Raw genomic sequence first — 15,337 nt, 5'->3', positions numbered from 1 at the left:
CCGCCGGGGCTCTCGCGGGCCGGTACGTCGCCCTCCTGGCCCCGCGCGAAACGAACGGCGCGGGGACGGCGCGGAGTTGTGCGAAGATTCCGTCCCCCAACCGGGGTGATCAGGCGACAAATGAGGAAACACAGTGATACCCAAGAGATACAGACCCGCCGCCGTCGCAAGTCTGGCCGCGGCCGTGGCGTCCGGCTCCCTGCTCGCGTCCCCCGCGCACGCGGACACCGCCGGCGAACAGCCCCGCAAGGCCGACCGCGAGACGGTCGCCACCTTCGCCCGCATCGCCGACGACGTCCTCTCCCGGCGCACCGGGGCCCTGGTGGAGAAGCACGCGGGACGCGGCGACTCCGGTACCGACGCTTCCGCGACGCGCATGTCCGGCCGGCTGAAGAAGGACGAGGACGCCGCGCTGCGGTCGTTGCGCGCCCGCAAGTCGCGACTGGCGAAGCTCGGCGAGGCCTACACCAAGGCGGACACCCGCGTCGTCGTGGAGCGCGCCACGATCACCGGTGGCACGGCGACCGTCCAGGTCACCGCGGAATCGACGCTCACGTACAAGAAGCTGCGCGGGGACGAACCGGACACCACCGCGTTCTCGACGCGGCAGGAGCTGAAGCTCGCCGGCACGAAGGACGGCGGCTGGAAGCTGACGGCGATCACCTCCCGCGACGACGGCCCCGTCGCGGTCGCCGAACCGTCGGTGGCCCGCGTGAACACCGTCGACGACGGCAACCAGTACCCGGACGGTACGCCGGCGTCCACCAAGTACCCCTCCTCGCCGCTGCCCTCGGGCAAGACGGCCGGTACCTATGACTACTCCGCCATGGCGCGGTACGCGGAGAAGTACTGGTACAGCTACAACCCGGCGTACCGGAAGTTCAACGGAGCCGGCGGTGACTGCACCAACTTCGTCAGCCAGGCGCTGAAGGCGGGCGGCTGGAAGTCCGTCCCGGGCTCCGCCTCCGACTACCGGAACTGGTGGTACGACGGCACGAAGCAGAGCACCTCCTGGGTCGGCGTGAACGAGTTCGCGTGGTTCACGCTGTCCAACCGGCGGGCCCCCAACCTGTCGAGCGTCTACAAGCTGGACGTCGGTGACGTCCTCCAGGTGGACTTCGACAAGAACGGGTCCAAGGACCACTCCATGCTGGTGACGTACCGCGACAACCGGCGGGGCATGCCGTACCTCACCTACCACTCCACCGACACCTACCGAAGGTCGCTCGCGAGCGTCCTCGCGTCGTACCCCGACGCGCGTTACTTCGCGTACCGCACCTGACGGGACCGGTACGGCCCGTCCGCTCCGCGAGGCGGACGGGCTGTTGCCCGCGGTGACGCCGGTGAGCCGTCACTGATGCCGGGGCGTTCCGGTCCTCCGGCGCCGAATCGGTAGCGCGGCACATCGGTGTCACTGATACTGGGCGGACGCCACTCCATTTCGACGCATGTCCTTTCGGGTCCTCGTACCGGCGGTGCCATCGCCCTGAGGAGGGAAGATGCGAGCACGGGTTCGTCGGCTGGGTTTCCTGGTGCTGCTGTTATTTCCGGTTCTGAGCGGGTGCGGCAGGCAAGGAAGTGTCCCGGGGAGTGTCGGAGCGCTGACGGCCGACGCCCCCCGCCTCGAATATCCCGTCCGGATGAAGCCCGACGCCGTCGGTTCCGCGGGCCTCTCGCGTGCCGTCGCGAAGAAGACCATAACCATCGGGGTGAAGTCCGACCACCCGTTCATGGGGTTCGAGGATCCGGTGACCGGACAGCGCTCGGGATTCGACGTGGAGATCGCGACCATGGTCGCCGCGTATCTGGGGTTCGGTCCGGACGAGATCGAATGGAAGACCGTGGCTCCGCAGGTGCGGGAGATCTCGATATCCAAAGGTGACGTCGACCTGTACGTGGGCGCCTACACGATCAACGAGGAGAGAAAGAAGCAGGTCTCCTTCGCGGGTCCCTACTACCTGGGCGGGCAGGATCTGCTGGTCGCGAAGGAGAACCGGGACATCCGGGGCCCGAGGGAACTGCGCGGCAAGAGGGTCTGCACGGTCACCGGGTCCACGCCCTTCGAGCGGATCCGCCGGCCGGAATTCGGGGTGGCCGTCGTCTCCCACGACAGCTACGCGCACTGCGTACAGGACCTCATCATGAACGTGGTGGACGCCGTCACCGCCGACGACACGATCCTGAAGGGTTACGCGGCGCAGAACCAGGGCCGTCTGCGGGTCCTCGGCAGACCCTTCTCGAAGGAGCCCTACGGCGTGGGCCTCGCACGCGGGGACGCGGTCCTCCGCGACGCCGTCAACGACGCTCTCGAACACCACGTCCGCAACGGCGACTGGCTCCGGGCGTACCGCGCCACCCTCGGCCGTTCCGGCGTCGCGGCACCGACGCCGCCACCGGTACAGCGGTACTGACCCGTGACGGTCGTCCGCCCTCGACGGCGTCTGGCCGGGCCGTTCACCGTCGCCACCGCGTCAGCATGGAGGCGCCCATGGAGGTGTTGACCGAGAATGCCGATCTCTTCTGGCAGGGGTTCCTGGGCACCATTCGGCTGATGTGCCTGAGCACCCTGCTCGCGTTCGCCCTGGGAGTCCTGCTCGTCTCCCTGCGCGTCGGCCCGGTGCCGCTGTGCCGCGCGCTGGGGGCGACGGTCGTGACGGTGCTCTGCAACACCCCGCTCACCGTCCTGTTCTTCGGGGTGACGCTCGGGCTGCCCATGCTCGGCCTCACCGGAGCGGACTACTTCACGCTCGCCGTGCTGGTGATGGGGGCCTACGCGTCGGCGTTCGTGTGCGAGGCGCTGCGCTCGGGCATCAACACGGTGGAGATCGGTCAGGCGGAAGCCGCCCGCAGCCTCGGCATGTCCACGGCGCAGACGACCGTGCTGATCGTCTTTCCCCAGGCCGGGCGGGCGGCGGTCCCCCCACTGGGCAACGTCATGATCACTCTGGTCAAGAACTCCGCGCTCGCCGGCGGCTTCAGCGTCTACGAACTGTTCAGCACGGAGAAGACCTTGGTGGAGCGCGGTTACGCGGTGGCGGTCGTCTTCCTCTGGGTGACCGTCGCCTACCTGGTGCTGATCGCGATCATCAGCACCGCGTTCCGGCTGCTGGAAAGGCGTCTGGCGGTGCCCGGATGAAGTCGGCCCTGTTCGAGGCCCCGGGCCCGCGTGCCCGCCGTCGCCACGGCTGGTACGCGCTGGCGGTGGCCGCGGTGACCGGGGGCGCGCTCTGCTGGATCCTGCTGCGGCTTTCCGACGCAGGGCAGTTCGACGCGCGGATGTGGGAGGCGTTCGAGTACCGCGGGGTGCAGGTGCGCGTCCTCACCGGCATGGTGGACACCTTCAAGGCGTTCGTCCTCGCGGTGGTGCTCTCCCTGCTCCTGGGCTTCCTCTTCGCCGCGGGCCGGCTCTCTTCGCACCGCCTCGTGCGCGGGCCGGCCGGGGCGCTGGTGGAGTTCTTCCGCGCCGTGCCGGTGATCATCACGGTCTTCGCCCTGTACGCCACCGACCTGCTGCGCACCTCCACCACGGCCGTCGCCGATCTGCTGCGCGAGTACCTGGGCAGCCCCGGGGAATGGGTGGCGGCGAACTTCACGAGCCCGACCCTGTGGGCCCTGGCCATCGGCATCGCCCTGTACAACGGCGCGGCACAGGCGGAGATCCTGCGGGCGGGGGTCGGCGCCGTCCCCAAGGGGCAGTTCGAGGCCGGATACGCGCTGGGGATGCGCAAGGCACAGGTGATGACGGCGGTGGTCATGCCTCAGGCGGTGCGGACCATGCTGCCGAGCATAATCAGCCAAATGGTCGTGACGCTGAAGGACACCTCACTCGGCTTCTTCATCATGTACGAAGAACTCCTCTACGCCGGAAAACTCCTGGCACAGAACACGGCGACTCCTTACGGCTACCCCTATCTACCCGTTCTCTCCGTGGTCGGTTCCCTGTACATCATCACGTGCCTCCTCCTTTCGTATGTCGCCCGTCGAATTGCGACACATTCCGCGTGAAGGAAATGGCGAGGACTCGACGGACGTGTTCCGGCGAAAGTTTCTCCGGACATGACTGCGGGCAGGGGAAAAATGTCCACTGCCCGCCGCGGAGGAAATCAATATGGCCGAGTCCGTCGAATCCGTCGAGTCCAGGGAATGCGTCGAGTCCGGGGAATTCAGGGAAGATCTCTATCCGACCCGTTTCGTGACCGAGTCGGTGCCCTTCGGGCGCCGTCATCCCGTGGTGTGGGGCGACGGCACGGAAGGCCCGCTGTCCGCCGAGGAGGTGGCGGCCTACGACCGGGACGGCTTCCTCGCCTTCGGCGCCCTGCTGGAGCGCGCCGAAGTGCGGGAGTGCCGGGAGGAAATGCGGCGCATGGCCTCCGATGCCGCCGTGCGTTCCTCCGGGCGAGTGGTCCGCGAACCGGACTCCGACGAGATCCGTTCCGTCTTCGAGGTGCACCGGCTCAGCCAGGTCTTCGAGCACCTGGTGCGGTCCGGCCGCCTCGCCGACCGCGCCCGGCAGGTCCTCGGCTCGGACGTCTACGTCCACCAGAGCAGGATCAACTACAAGGCCGCCTTCGACGGCTCGAAGTTCGGCTGGCACTCGGACTTCGAGACCTGGCACTCCGAGGACGGCATGCCCGCGCCCCGCGCGCTCAGCTTCTCCGTGGCCCTCACGGACAACCTCCCGTTCAACGGCCCCCTCATGATCATCCCCGGCTCCCAGCGGACCTTCGTGCCCTCGGTCGGCCGGACCCCTCCCGGCTATCACCGGCTTTCGCTGCTGGGCAAGAACCTGCCCGCCGGGCCGGCCGACCGTCCCGCCGTGACGGCACTGGCCGAACGGCACGGCATCCGGCAGTTCACGGGAGCGGCCGGCTCTGCCGTCATGTTCGACTGCAACTGCCTGCACGCCTCCGGAGGAAACGTTTCACCGTTCCCCAGGACCAACCTCTTCGTCGTCTACAACAGCGTCGAGAACCCGCTGACCACGCCGTACGCCGCGCCGCAGCAACGGCCGGGATACCTCGCCGACCGGGAGTTCACGCCGCTGCCCCGATCCGCAGACCGGCCGCGTCGATGAGCCGTGCCACTTCGAGCGTGGTGTAGCCGCGCTCGAAGTGGCACGGCTCGGACAGCATCAAAGAGACCAGCCCCAGCAGCAGCCGGGCGTACTCCTCGACCGTTCCCGGCCAGGCGCTCGCGTCGAGCATCCAGGGCTCACTGCCCGCCGACGCCTCCGCCCCGCCCGCCCGGATCAGCGACTTGGAGAGCTTGGCCCCGGACGCGGAGAGCACCACGGGGGTGAACACGCGCACCGGGAGCGCCGCCCCCGCACAGCACAGGAACGCCTCGTCGAGCAGACGGCACCCCGCGGCCCAGTCGGCGCCCTTGACCACCACGGCGAGCGCGTCCTCCCGCGCCGCCACCCGCTCCTTGAGGAGGTTGCGGTGGAGCGTGCCCGAGCCGATGTACGCCCCGGCCGCCTCGTCGGCCCGGATCCGCACGACGTATCGGCCGTGGTCCAGGCAGACCGCCGCCAGCTCCGCCTGGTCGGGCCCGGCCGTGCCCACCTCGGTGTGCTCGCCCCGCTTCTGCGCCCAGCCGCACCGCGGGCAGGGAGGGCTCAGGGGCACCTGGCCGTGCGACGGCGCGAGCACCCACCGCAGGGTGTCCATCCGGGTCAGCGAGTCGAGGAACTCCTGCCGGAAGTCCCACCGGCCCTGCTGCCGCGTGTAGGTCTCGATCTCGTAGGCGACGCCCGTGGCCGCGGACAGTGCGTCGAAGAAACCGCCGTAGTAGGTCCGGGTCAGTTCCGCTATCCGCTCGGCGCCCAACGCGTGGTGGAAGGAACGCTCGTACAGGGTCCCGGTCCGCGGGCACCGGCGTGTCTCGCAGCCGGCGTTGTCCAGGGCGCCGAACCGCAGGCCGACGTCGACGCCGAACCTCTCCCGCGCCGTCCGGGCGAGCAGGAACGCGGAGGTCTGCATGACGCTGGTGCCCAGGTGCGGGGCGCCGTTGATCTGGACACCGGCGTACAGGGACACCCGGTCGTGCCCGGTCGCCAGCAGCCGTGGGCGGATGAAGTCGACGCTGTGTTCGACAGCGCCGGTGGTGACGCTGACGGGGGAGACGGGCACGAACCGAGCGGTGTCCATGAACGGCCTTTCTGCTCGACGGGACGAGATGCCCACCGGCCGGTGGGCGCGGGTCACCAGTGCCGACGGAGGGCGGGCTGGGGCAGATCCACGACGCGCACAAGAACCTCCCCGGGGTGCGAGGCCTCCTCGTCCAGGGCCTCCAACCGGGTGGTGCGGGAGCGGGCGGCGGCACGCAGCAGCCCCATCAGCCCCTCGCCGGTCAGCCGGCCCCTTCGCGGCGCCGCGTCCGCGTCCCCGGGCCGACCGGCCACATGGCCCGGCCGGACCTCGCCCCCGGTGGTCTTGTGGCAGGCCAGGCCGACGATGAAGTACGCCGGTGGATACGGGCCCGAGCGCCAGATCACCGCCTCACCCCGCTCCTCGAGGAGGAAGACCTGATCGGGGTGGTCGCGGGTGAAGTCCCCGAAGGGCAGCGGGCACAAGGTGACCGCGTGCACCGCGAAGCCGGCCGCTTCCAGCATCGCGACGGCCTTTTGGGGACTGGAGTAGCTTCCGATGGTGATGCCCAGGCCCTCTCCGAGCGCACGGCCGTGCGCGATGACGGCGGGGATCAGTTTCAGACCGTCCGGGCCCCCGCCGACGGACCGGCGCAGGGCGTCGACCCGGGGGGAGAGCGGGACGTAGGGCGGATTGCTGGTGACGACCAGGGGGCGGGGGAGCGGGGCGGGCGCGGTCGCCAGCAGCTCGGCGGGGGAGAGCGCGGTGAAGTCGCCGTGCGAGAAGGTGACGGGACGGTCGCCGTCGCACGAGGCGTAGTGCCCGCGCGCCCAGGCCACGGTGTCCGCTCCCGAGTCGACGCCGTGCACCCGGGCCGCCCCCGCGCGGGCCATGGCAGCGGCGGCGGCGCCGCTGCCGGACCCCAGGTCGAGGACGGCGCAGCCCTCGCCGATGAGGTCCTGCGCGACCCACACGCCGATCTCGGTGTCGGCCGGTTCGAAGAAGACCTGCGGCGACGAGGGCGGCGTCAGGTCGCGGGGGGTCAGATGGCGGTAGGCGGTGACACGGGCCGGTCTCACGGGCGGGCCTCGATCCATGGGGAGGCGGGCGGGGGACGGTGCGGTGCGCGGCGCGTCAGCTCGTGTCGGGGTGCTGTCCGCCCACCCACTCCAGGACGGCCATGGCCGCGGGGAGCTTCATGGCCGCCTGGGTCCAGGCCAACGACCGTGGCCCGTCCAGGACTTCACCAGTGACCTCGTCGCCCCGGTGGGCGGGCAGATCGTGCATGAACAGGGCCTGCGGCCAGCGGGCCAGCAAGGCGGCGTCCACATGGAACGGGCGGAACGTCTCACGCCAGTCGGCGTCGGGTTTCGCGGTGCCCGTCGTCTGCCAGCGGGTGGTGTACACGACGTCCACCCGATCGGGCAGACGTGCCAGATCATGCACCTCTGCCAGCGAGGCACCCACCTCCTCGGCCCGCCGCGACGCCCGCGTCAACTCCGCCTCCGGCAGCCCGTAGCCGGGCGGAGTGCTGAAGGTGGCGCGCGCCCCCGGCACGGCCGCCAGGGCGTGGGCCAGGGCCACCGCCGTGTTGTTGCCCTCGCCCACGTAGAGCACGCTCACTCCGGACGGATCCCCGAGCGCCAGGTGCAGGGTGGCCAGGTCGGTCACCGCCTGGGTGGGGTGCTCCTCGGCCGCCATCGCGTTGATCACCGGCAGGCCGCCCTGGCGGGACAGTTCCCGCAGTTCGTCCAGCGGGCCGGAGGTGCGCGCGACCAGGAGGTCGAGCATGCTGCCGAGGACCCGCCCCGTGTCGGCCAGTGACTCGCCGGTGTTCAACTGGAGGTCCCGCGGGCCGTACGTGACAGGGGCCGCGCCCAACCTGATGGCGCCGGCGGTGAAGGCCGTACGCGTGCGGGTCGAGGTCCTGGTGAACAGCACACCGGCGACGCTGCCCGACAGGGGCCGGTCGTGCGCGCGCGGGTCCCGGAACAGTTCCACCGACCGCACGGCGAGTTTCCTGATCACGGCGGGTTCCGGCTCGGCGAGGGAGAACAGGCCGCGTGCGGGCGTGGGGCCGGCCCAGGAGAAGTGATTGTCCATGCTGTCCCGGTTCAGTAGAGGGCCAATGGTCAGTAGAGAGTCAGTGACCGGCCGAGCCCCAGGCCGACGGCGGCGTCGTGCACCGCGCCGAGCAGCCCGACGTCCAGGACGGCCATGCCGAAGGGGTTGCTGATGACATGGGACGTGGTGGGCCGCACGGGCGGCCGCTCGCCGACGAGTACCTGGCCGAGGGTGCCGTTCAGGACGCGGGCCGGGTCGCCGTCCTTTGCCGGTCGGTCCGTGATCCGCCCCTCGCGCATGAGGCGCCCGAGGACTCTGCGGGGGTTGTCGGCGACCAGGGCGACGTCGTCCACGAACACGGCCTGGGCCTCGAGGAACGCGTCGGGCAGCAGGTCGGCCAGCGACACGTGGGCGACGAAGGTGCCGGGCGCGAGCCACGCCGCCGGAAGGTAGCCGCGGTCGGCGGTGGTCGTCGTCACCACCACCCGCGCCGCGGCCACCGCCTGCCGGGCGTCCGGCTCCACCCGGACGGTGAGGTCCGGGTGCCGCTCCCGGACCCAGCCGGCCAGCTCCTCGGCACGCCGTGGCTCGGTGTCGTACAGGTGTACGCGGGTGGCGTGGGGGAACGTCGTGGCGAGCAGCCCGACATGGACACGGGCGAGCATCCCGCAGCCGAGGAACGCCGTCGTCCCCCACCGCTCCGGGCCGAGGTGGCGCAGGCTGACCATCGTGTAGGCGGCCGTCCGGGTCGCGCTCAGCCAGCCGGCCTCGGCCAGCACCCGGGGCCGGGCGGTGTCCGGGTCGAACAGCATCATCAGGCCCGCCGCCCGCTCCCGCCCGTGCGACGGATTGCTCGTCGCGGCGTTGATGAGCTTCATCCCCCGCAACGGCGGTCCGCCGTCGGTCTCCACCGCGCCGAGCATGGCCAGGGAACGGCAGTAGGCGCCCTCACCGTTGACCCAGGGCAGATAGCCCTCGGGGGGCAGCTCCACCCGGCCCTCGGCATGCCGGCACAGCACCTTCGCGGTCTCCGCGCACACATCCACCCGCGCGAGACAGGCGAGCACCGCTTCCCTGTCCAGAAAGAGGAGTTGCTCCGACATCGTCACCTCTCGGTCTGCGTGGTCCTCGGCCCGAACGGGTTCACGGCAGCAGACCGGCGGCCGCGAACGCCTCGGCGCCGCCCGGCACGGCCATGGCCCCGACTTCCTCGAAGAGCCGCACGGCGTGCCGGGACGCCCTGCGGATGCCTTCGCCGACCGAGGCCGCCGGGTAGGAGTCGCGTACGACGTCCTCGACGGCCGAGGGAGCGAGTCCGGCGGCGGCCAACGACGCGCGTACGGGCCGCAGATCGGGGAGCAGGCTGCACCGGACCAGATCGGGCAGGCAGCGGGCGATGCGGCCACGCGAGCGGACGGTCTCGCGCGTCCACAACTCCCGGAAGAATTGGGAGAAGAAGGCGTGGTGCCAGCCTTCGTCCTTGGCGTGGTCCCGGACGATGTCCCGGACGACGCCCAGCACGTCGGGATCCTTGGGTATGTCGTTGAGCACCGCTGTGATCAGCGTTTCGAAGACCACGACCTGCAGCAGCTGGGCCAGGGCCGGCTCGTACGGCAGGGCCTCGGTGCCGACCGCGTCGAGCCGTCGCAGGAACGGGCCGAAGTCGTAGGCCAACGGCGTCACTCCCGAAGCGCGGGAGACCTGCTGGACGACGTCGAAGCTGTAGAGGGAGTGGTACCCCTCGTCGCAGTAGATGCGGTAGGCGTCCAGTCGGACGGCGTCGTCCGTCTCGACTCCGCACCGGTTGCCCGCGATGCGTTCCGTGGCACGGTTGACCACCCGCGTCTCGAACTGGGCCGTGAAGTCGAGGTACTGGAAGAGGTGCCGGGCCAGGAGCTGGCTGCGGCCGCTCTCGCCGAGCCGCGCCACCAGGGGATGGTCGAGGTAGGGCACCAGGGCCGGAGGGAAGAAGGCGCGCCCGGTCTCCAGTTCGTCCCGCAACTGACGCCGGGGACCGCTGCGGACCCCGGCACGCTGGTACCAGTCCCGTTCCTGCGCGCTCAACTCCGCGTCACCTCGCCTCGGGCGGGGCCCTGCGCGCCGGACCGGTCCCACGTGACCCCGTCGGCTACGTCGACCGGGGCCAGGGCGTGCCGGGAGCGCCACAGTGGTGAGTAGACGGTGTCGAGGTAGTGGTCTCCGCCGTCCGGACACAGGCAGACGACATCCGTGCGCTCGGGGCTCTCGCGAAAGAGCCGCAGAGCCGCCGCGACGAGCGCACCGGAGCTGGAGCCCACGGCGATAGCGGTCGCCTCCTTAAGCCATAGGCAGGCGCTGACCGCTTCCGGCGCGTCGATGTGCACGGCGGGCCGGTATCCGTCCGGCAGGAACGTCGACCGGCGGCTCGCCCCGATTCCCGAAAGCACACGTTCGCCGTGCGCCTCGCCCAGGGCCATCGAGCCGACGACGTCCACCCCTATCAGCTCCCAGGCCGGCCCGTGGGCGAGGACGTAGTCGCGGAAACCCGCCAGGGTGCCCCCGGTGGACACCGCCACCAGGACGCTCATCGGCGTGGCGGGCAGCTGGGTGGACAGCTCCGGCGCCGTCCACCGGGCGTGTACGGCGGGGTTGGCCGGATTGGTGTACTGGTTCGGCCAGACGAGCCCCGGTTCGCGGTCCACCCGCCGCGCGACGTCGGCGAGGCGGTTGAGCAGGAATCCGCCGGCTCCGTCCGGCTGATCGACCATGACGACGCGGGCACCCGTCGCGCGCATGGCGTTCTGCACCGAGGGACTGACCCGGGGGTCCACGACGGCGGTGAAAGGCACGTGCAGGGCGGCGGCCAGACCGGCCAGGGCGAGACCGAGATTTCCCGACGTGGATTCTATCAATCCGATGCGGGGGTCTATGCGGTCTTTCACGCTCTGCCAGAGAGAGAATGCGGTGCGCCCCTTTATGGAACCGTAGAGGTTATGTGCTTCGAGTTTCAGCCAGAGCGTTCTCGGTACGTCGTCGTACACGATGTGCAGCGGCACCACCGGGCTGGGAGGCCAAGAGCTGTGCGATGGTGGGGAGCCGTCAGGAAACCGATCCGGAAAAGTTTCCAAGACGCCTCCGTGACGCTGTCTCGCCGGGACCGGATCCTTGAGAACTGCTGTGGCGCACGGAACTGCTCCAGCACCCAGGCTAGGGTTCCGTAACAGGCAGCACAAGGAAGGGAATGCGCCACATCCGAATGCACGGCCATTCATTGACGGCGCAGGCCGGTGAAGATGCCCTTGTGGCGCCTGTTTTTCCTGAGGCTTGTGCGCACTGCGGAGCAGTGGGCGCCCAGGCCGCGCCCTGACTGACAACGGGTGGGGACGTACGCGCGACAGCACCCGCATCCGGCGCGCAGGCCGATCCGCCGGGCCATCGGCCGCCACCAGGGCGCGGGCAGGCATTGCGCGCGGCCGCGCCCCAGCCGCCCGGCGTGCCGGAACCGCACACCAGGAGGGGCGGCACGAATCCGAAGGCCGTCAGGGCGACGCCGCGGGCGATCCCGCACCGAGCCGCCGCCGCGCCGGGCCGGCGCCCGGGTGAGGCGCAGCTGCCAGACCATGTTGGCCAGCGCCCCGATCACCAGTACCGCAGCCGTACCGCGAGCCGACAGCTGCGGTATGCGCGGAGAGTTTCCATGCCGACCCCAGGGAATGGCCCGCGAGCGTGTGGCATTCGGGGGCCGAGTACCTAGGGGTGATCAGGCATGCTCAGCCGGATACCCATATCCACTGCGATGTCATGCCGCCGACCACCCCCGCCGATGGGGGAGAGCGGTAGGGCATATCTTCCGAGGCGTCACCAATGATCCCTGAGATGGCCTCTGCGCGAATGCACGAGTTTCCCGATTCTAACGACGGCCCCTCGGTCGCACCAGAGTGTTTTTGTTGTCCCCGCGGTTGCGTGGGAACCGGACGGCGGCCGTCGAGCGGCCGGTGACCGGAAAGTGCCCGGCACCGGCCGGGGGCTCTCTACCCAGGTCCGCGAACGGTCTCTACGGTGGGTCGGCGATGCGCGAAATCGCTCGATTTCCACGGCTGCATTGCGCTCCGACCCTTGGCCAGGAGGCGGGTATGACGGGTAGGACGAGTTCGGGCACCGGGGCCGTGCACCTCGCGGCGGACCGTGTCATCCTCACCGTCGCCGGCACCGGCGAGGCCGGCTCACGAGGAGACGGCGGCCCCGCCGTGCGGGCGGCGCTGAACCAGCCCCGGGCCCTGGCGGTCGCCGCGGCGGGCGCTGTGTACATCGCCGAGTGGAAGGGGCACCGGGTGCGCAGGATCGCGCCGGACGGCTCCATCACGACCGTCGCGGGCACCGGCGAACCCGGGTTCGGCGGGGACGGCGGGCCGGCCACCGAGGCGGCGCTCAACGAACCCGGCGGCCTGGTCCGCGACGCCGTGGGGCATCTGTACGTCGCCGACTACTGGAACCACCGGGTGCGCAGGATCGCGCCGGACGGCTCCATCACGACCGTCGCCGGCACCGGCGAACCGGGATACGGCGGGGACGGCGGGCCCGCGACCCGCGCCGTCCTCAACGAGCCCAGAGGGCTGGCCCTGGACGGCGCCGGCACCCTGTATGTCGCCGAGTGGAAGGGGCACCGGGTCCGTGCCATCGGCGCCGACGGCCGCATCACCACCGTCGCGGGCACCGGAGAGCCCGGCTCCGGGGCGGACGGCGTGCCGGCCCTCGACAGCGACCTGCACCACCCCATCGACCTCGTCACAGACGCCGTCGGCCGCGTGTACATCGCCGACTGCTGGTCCCACCGGGTGCGCGTGGTGTCGCCCGACGGACTGATCACGACCGTGGCGGGGACCGGGGAGCCCGGTTACGACGACGGCTGCCTGCCGGCCACCAAGAGCCCGCTCCACCAGCCACGCGGCGTCGACCTGGATGGCGCGGGCCGCCTCTACGTGGCCGATTCCCTCAATGAATGCGTCCACCTCGTCCTGCCCGACGGGCGCCTCGTGACGGTGGCCGGCGGGCCTCCCGGTGACGACCGGGAGAGCGGCCCGGCCACCGGGGCGCTGCTGCGCTATCCGCGGGCCGTGCGCGTGACGGCGGGCGGCGACCTCCTCATCGCGGAGACCGACCGCCATCGGGTCCGCAAAGTCACCGCGTCCGTCTGACACCACGGCCCGCCGGTCGAGATGTCCACGCCTCATGAGACGGCTCCTTCTGGTGGAGCGCACCGCGCTCGCCGGACGGAGGCCGAACCTCCGGACACGGCGGAGAATTGCGACCGCGAACAAACCTAGCTCCACTCAGCCTGACTCCGTCCCTCCGTCAACTCGCGGATGAATCAGTACGGGTGACCAAGTGGGACAGTACGAAGAGCCGTCACGTGTCGGCGGCGCCCGGCGCGACGGTGATGCCCGAGGGCCGTTGGAACAGCGCACCGGAATTGCGGTGCGGCAGGTCGACGATCCGCAGCAGCTCGAACCCCTGGTTGAGGTAGTAACGGTGCAACACGTGGTTGGTCTTCCACGCCTCCAGCCTGAGCCAGGGCTTCTCCCCCCGGGCCGCCACCCGACCCGCCCAGTCCAGCAACCGCGCGCCCACGGACTGCCCGGCGGCCGCTCTGCTCACCGCCAGGTCGTGGACGTACAGGGCCGAGTCGGGGTCGTCGTCCGCCCACCATTCGGGATCGGCGTGACGCTGCACGGTCACCATCCCCACCAGCCGGCCGTCCCGGAACGCGAGGTGGCAGTCACCCGCGCCGACGGCCTGCGCCATGCGCCGGCGCCGGGGCGGGTACTGCCACTGGTCGATCCCTCGGGAGGCGAGCCAGCGGCTCGCCTCCAGCCAAAGGCCCTCCACGCGGTCCAGCTCGTCGTGGCGCGCGGGGCGGATCCGCAGGCCGCTCAAGACGCGTCCGCCTTCGCACCGGCGCCCAAGCGGCGCAGGGCGACGGCCGCGTGACAGGCGATGCCGGCCGCGAGGGCGTCCTCGTCGATGTCCGCGCGCTCGGAGTGCAGGGCGGGCGCGCGCCCGGGTTCGAGGCCGGGCGGGCACGCGCCCAGGAAGGCCAGGGCACCCGGTACGGCGTCCAGGACGTAGGAGAAGTCCTCGGCGGTCATCGCGGGTGCGGGCAGCACGTCGACGTGCTCGGCGCCGAGCACCTCCGCCGCCGTACGCAGCACGAGATCGGTGAACGCCGGGTCGTTGCGCGTCACTGGATACCCCGCTTCGATCGACACCTCCGCCGCCGCCCCATGCGCCGCGGCCACGCCTCGGGCGACCCGGGCGACCGTTCGGTGGACCTGCGCGCGCGTCTCCCGCGTCAGCGTGCGCAGGGTCCCGCCGAGGGTGACCGACTCCGGGATGATGCCCGGCAGCGAACCCGCCGCAAGGGAGCTGATCGTGACGACGGCCGGATCGGCGACGTCGACACTCCGGGTCACGGCCGTCTGCAGGGCGAGGACGACCTCGCAGGCCACGGGCACGGGATCACACGCCGTGTGCGGCGACGACGCGTGCCCGCCACGGCCGCGGACCACGATGCGCAGCCGGTCGGAGGCGGCCATCTGCGGGCCGGGCCGCAGCCACAGGCTGCCGCTCGGCAGTCCCGGCATGACGTGCAGGGCGAACGCGGCGTCCACCTCGCGGCCGTCCAGGCGGAGCAGCCCCTCCTCGATCATGTGACGGGCGCCGTGGTGGCCCTCCTCGCCGGGCTGGAACATGAACACCACGCGGCCGGCGAGCTCTGCGCGGCGCGTGGCGAGCAGCCGGGCCGCGGCGACCAGCATGGCCATGTGGGCGTCGTGCCCGCAGGCGTGCATGGCCCCGGGGACCCGCGAGGCGAAGCCGAGGCCGGTGGCCTCGGTCACCGGCAGCGCGTCCATGTCCGCGCGCAGCAGGACCACCGGGCCCTCCCGGTCCCCGTCGAGCGTCGCGGTCACCGACGACAGCCGTCGGCCGGTGCGCAGGTCAAGGCCCAGGCCGTCCAGCGCCTCCAGCACGCGCTGCTGGGTCTTCGGCAGGTCGAGGCCGGTCTCCGGCCAGGCGTGCAGGGCGCGGCGCAGCGCCACCGCGTCGGGCAGGTACCGCCGGGCTTCGCCCAGGATCATGCTGACTCCCCTTCACAGCGGCGACGTCACCACAGTGTCGACGGCACCACAGTAGGGAAAGTGCCCGGG

14 protein-coding genes are annotated in these 15,337 nt (G+C 71.2%); 6 read left to right on the top strand and 8 right to left on the bottom strand.

Going from position 1 to position 15,337, the window contains the following annotated elements; genetic code table 11:
• The first annotated feature begins 133 nt into the window (after positions 1 to 133).
• From ACZ5GP_RS01980 to thpD, 5 genes are all read left to right on the top strand, one after another.
• Positions 134 to 1,282, top strand: a complete 1,149-nt coding sequence (locus ACZ5GP_RS01980; RefSeq protein ID WP_468748907.1) for an amidase domain-containing protein — start codon at positions 134 to 136, stop codon at positions 1,280 to 1,282.
• A gap of 358 nt (positions 1,283 to 1,640) precedes the next feature.
• A complete protein-coding gene (locus ACZ5GP_RS01975; RefSeq protein ID WP_468748906.1) occupies positions 1,641 to 2,411 on the top strand; it encodes a glutamate ABC transporter substrate-binding protein in 771 nt (256 codons plus the stop codon).
• A 77-nt stretch (positions 2,412 to 2,488) separates the two neighbouring features.
• Positions 2,489 to 3,136, top strand: coding sequence for an amino acid ABC transporter permease (locus tag ACZ5GP_RS01970; RefSeq protein ID WP_468748905.1), 648 nt, complete (start codon positions 2,489 to 2,491; stop codon positions 3,134 to 3,136).
• Positions 3,133 to 4,005, top strand: coding sequence for an amino acid ABC transporter permease (locus ACZ5GP_RS01965; RefSeq protein WP_468748904.1), 873 nt, complete (start codon positions 3,133 to 3,135; stop codon positions 4,003 to 4,005). The genes ACZ5GP_RS01970 and ACZ5GP_RS01965 overlap by 4 nt, the downstream gene beginning before the upstream one ends.
• 103 nt (positions 4,006 to 4,108) lie before the next feature.
• Positions 4,109 to 5,074, top strand: a complete 966-nt coding sequence (gene thpD, locus ACZ5GP_RS01960; protein WP_468748903.1) for an ectoine hydroxylase — start codon at positions 4,109 to 4,111, stop codon at positions 5,072 to 5,074.
• Here thpD and ACZ5GP_RS01955 read toward each other — a convergent pair.
• From ACZ5GP_RS01955 to ACZ5GP_RS01930, 6 genes are read right to left on the bottom strand one after another with little or no spacing between them, the layout of a single operon-like run.
• The gene (locus ACZ5GP_RS01955) at positions 5,034 to 6,149 is read right to left on the bottom strand and encodes a hypothetical protein (RefSeq protein WP_468748902.1); all 1,116 of its coding nucleotides are present in this window, start codon (positions 6,147 to 6,149) and stop codon (positions 5,034 to 5,036) included. The two genes, thpD and ACZ5GP_RS01955, sit on opposite strands and share 41 nt — an antisense overlap.
• A 53-nt stretch (positions 6,150 to 6,202) precedes the next feature.
• Entirely contained in the window at positions 6,203 to 7,168 is a 966-nt protein-coding gene (locus tag ACZ5GP_RS01950; RefSeq protein ID WP_468748901.1) for a methyltransferase domain-containing protein, read from the bottom strand.
• Positions 7,169 to 7,223: 55 nt separating this feature from the next.
• Entirely contained in the window at positions 7,224 to 8,192 is a 969-nt protein-coding gene (locus ACZ5GP_RS01945) for an ornithine carbamoyltransferase (protein ID WP_468748900.1), read from the bottom strand.
• Between the two features lie 29 nt (positions 8,193 to 8,221).
• Positions 8,222 to 9,256 carry an ornithine cyclodeaminase family protein gene (locus tag ACZ5GP_RS01940; protein ID WP_468748899.1) on the bottom strand — a complete coding sequence of 345 codons (1,035 nt, stop codon included), beginning with the start codon at positions 9,254 to 9,256 and terminating at the stop codon, positions 8,222 to 8,224.
• 40 nt (positions 9,257 to 9,296) lie between these two features.
• Complete coding sequence (locus ACZ5GP_RS01935; RefSeq protein WP_468748898.1) at positions 9,297 to 10,217, bottom strand: diiron oxygenase; 921 nt, start codon at positions 10,215 to 10,217, stop codon at positions 9,297 to 9,299.
• Positions 10,214 to 11,404, bottom strand: coding sequence for a pyridoxal-phosphate dependent enzyme (locus ACZ5GP_RS01930; protein WP_468748897.1), 1,191 nt, complete (start codon positions 11,402 to 11,404; stop codon positions 10,214 to 10,216). The genes ACZ5GP_RS01935 and ACZ5GP_RS01930 overlap by 4 nt, the downstream gene beginning before the upstream one ends.
• Before the next feature lie 861 nt (positions 11,405 to 12,265).
• On the opposite strand from ACZ5GP_RS01930, the gene ACZ5GP_RS01925 reads away from it, so the two are divergent.
• Positions 12,266 to 13,327, top strand: a complete 1,062-nt coding sequence (locus tag ACZ5GP_RS01925; RefSeq protein WP_468748896.1) for an NHL domain-containing protein — start codon at positions 12,266 to 12,268, stop codon at positions 13,325 to 13,327.
• 211 nt (positions 13,328 to 13,538) lie between these two features.
• On the opposite strand, the gene ACZ5GP_RS01920 is transcribed toward ACZ5GP_RS01925, so the two are convergent.
• Together ACZ5GP_RS01920 and ACZ5GP_RS01915 are read right to left on the bottom strand one after the other, a co-directional pair.
• Positions 13,539 to 14,066, bottom strand: a complete 528-nt coding sequence (locus ACZ5GP_RS01920) for a GNAT family N-acetyltransferase (RefSeq protein ID WP_468748895.1) — start codon at positions 14,064 to 14,066, stop codon at positions 13,539 to 13,541.
• Entirely contained in the window at positions 14,063 to 15,268 is a 1,206-nt protein-coding gene (locus ACZ5GP_RS01915) for a M20 metallopeptidase family protein (protein WP_468748894.1), read from the bottom strand. The genes ACZ5GP_RS01920 and ACZ5GP_RS01915 overlap by 4 nt, the downstream gene beginning before the upstream one ends.
• Positions 15,269 to 15,337 lie beyond the last annotated feature (69 nt).

The sequence above is a fragment of the Streptomyces sp. NPDC031466 genome, assembly GCF_055581265.1.
Note: the sequence above shows the minus strand (reverse complement) of the source record. Positions and strands in the feature narration are given on the sequence as shown.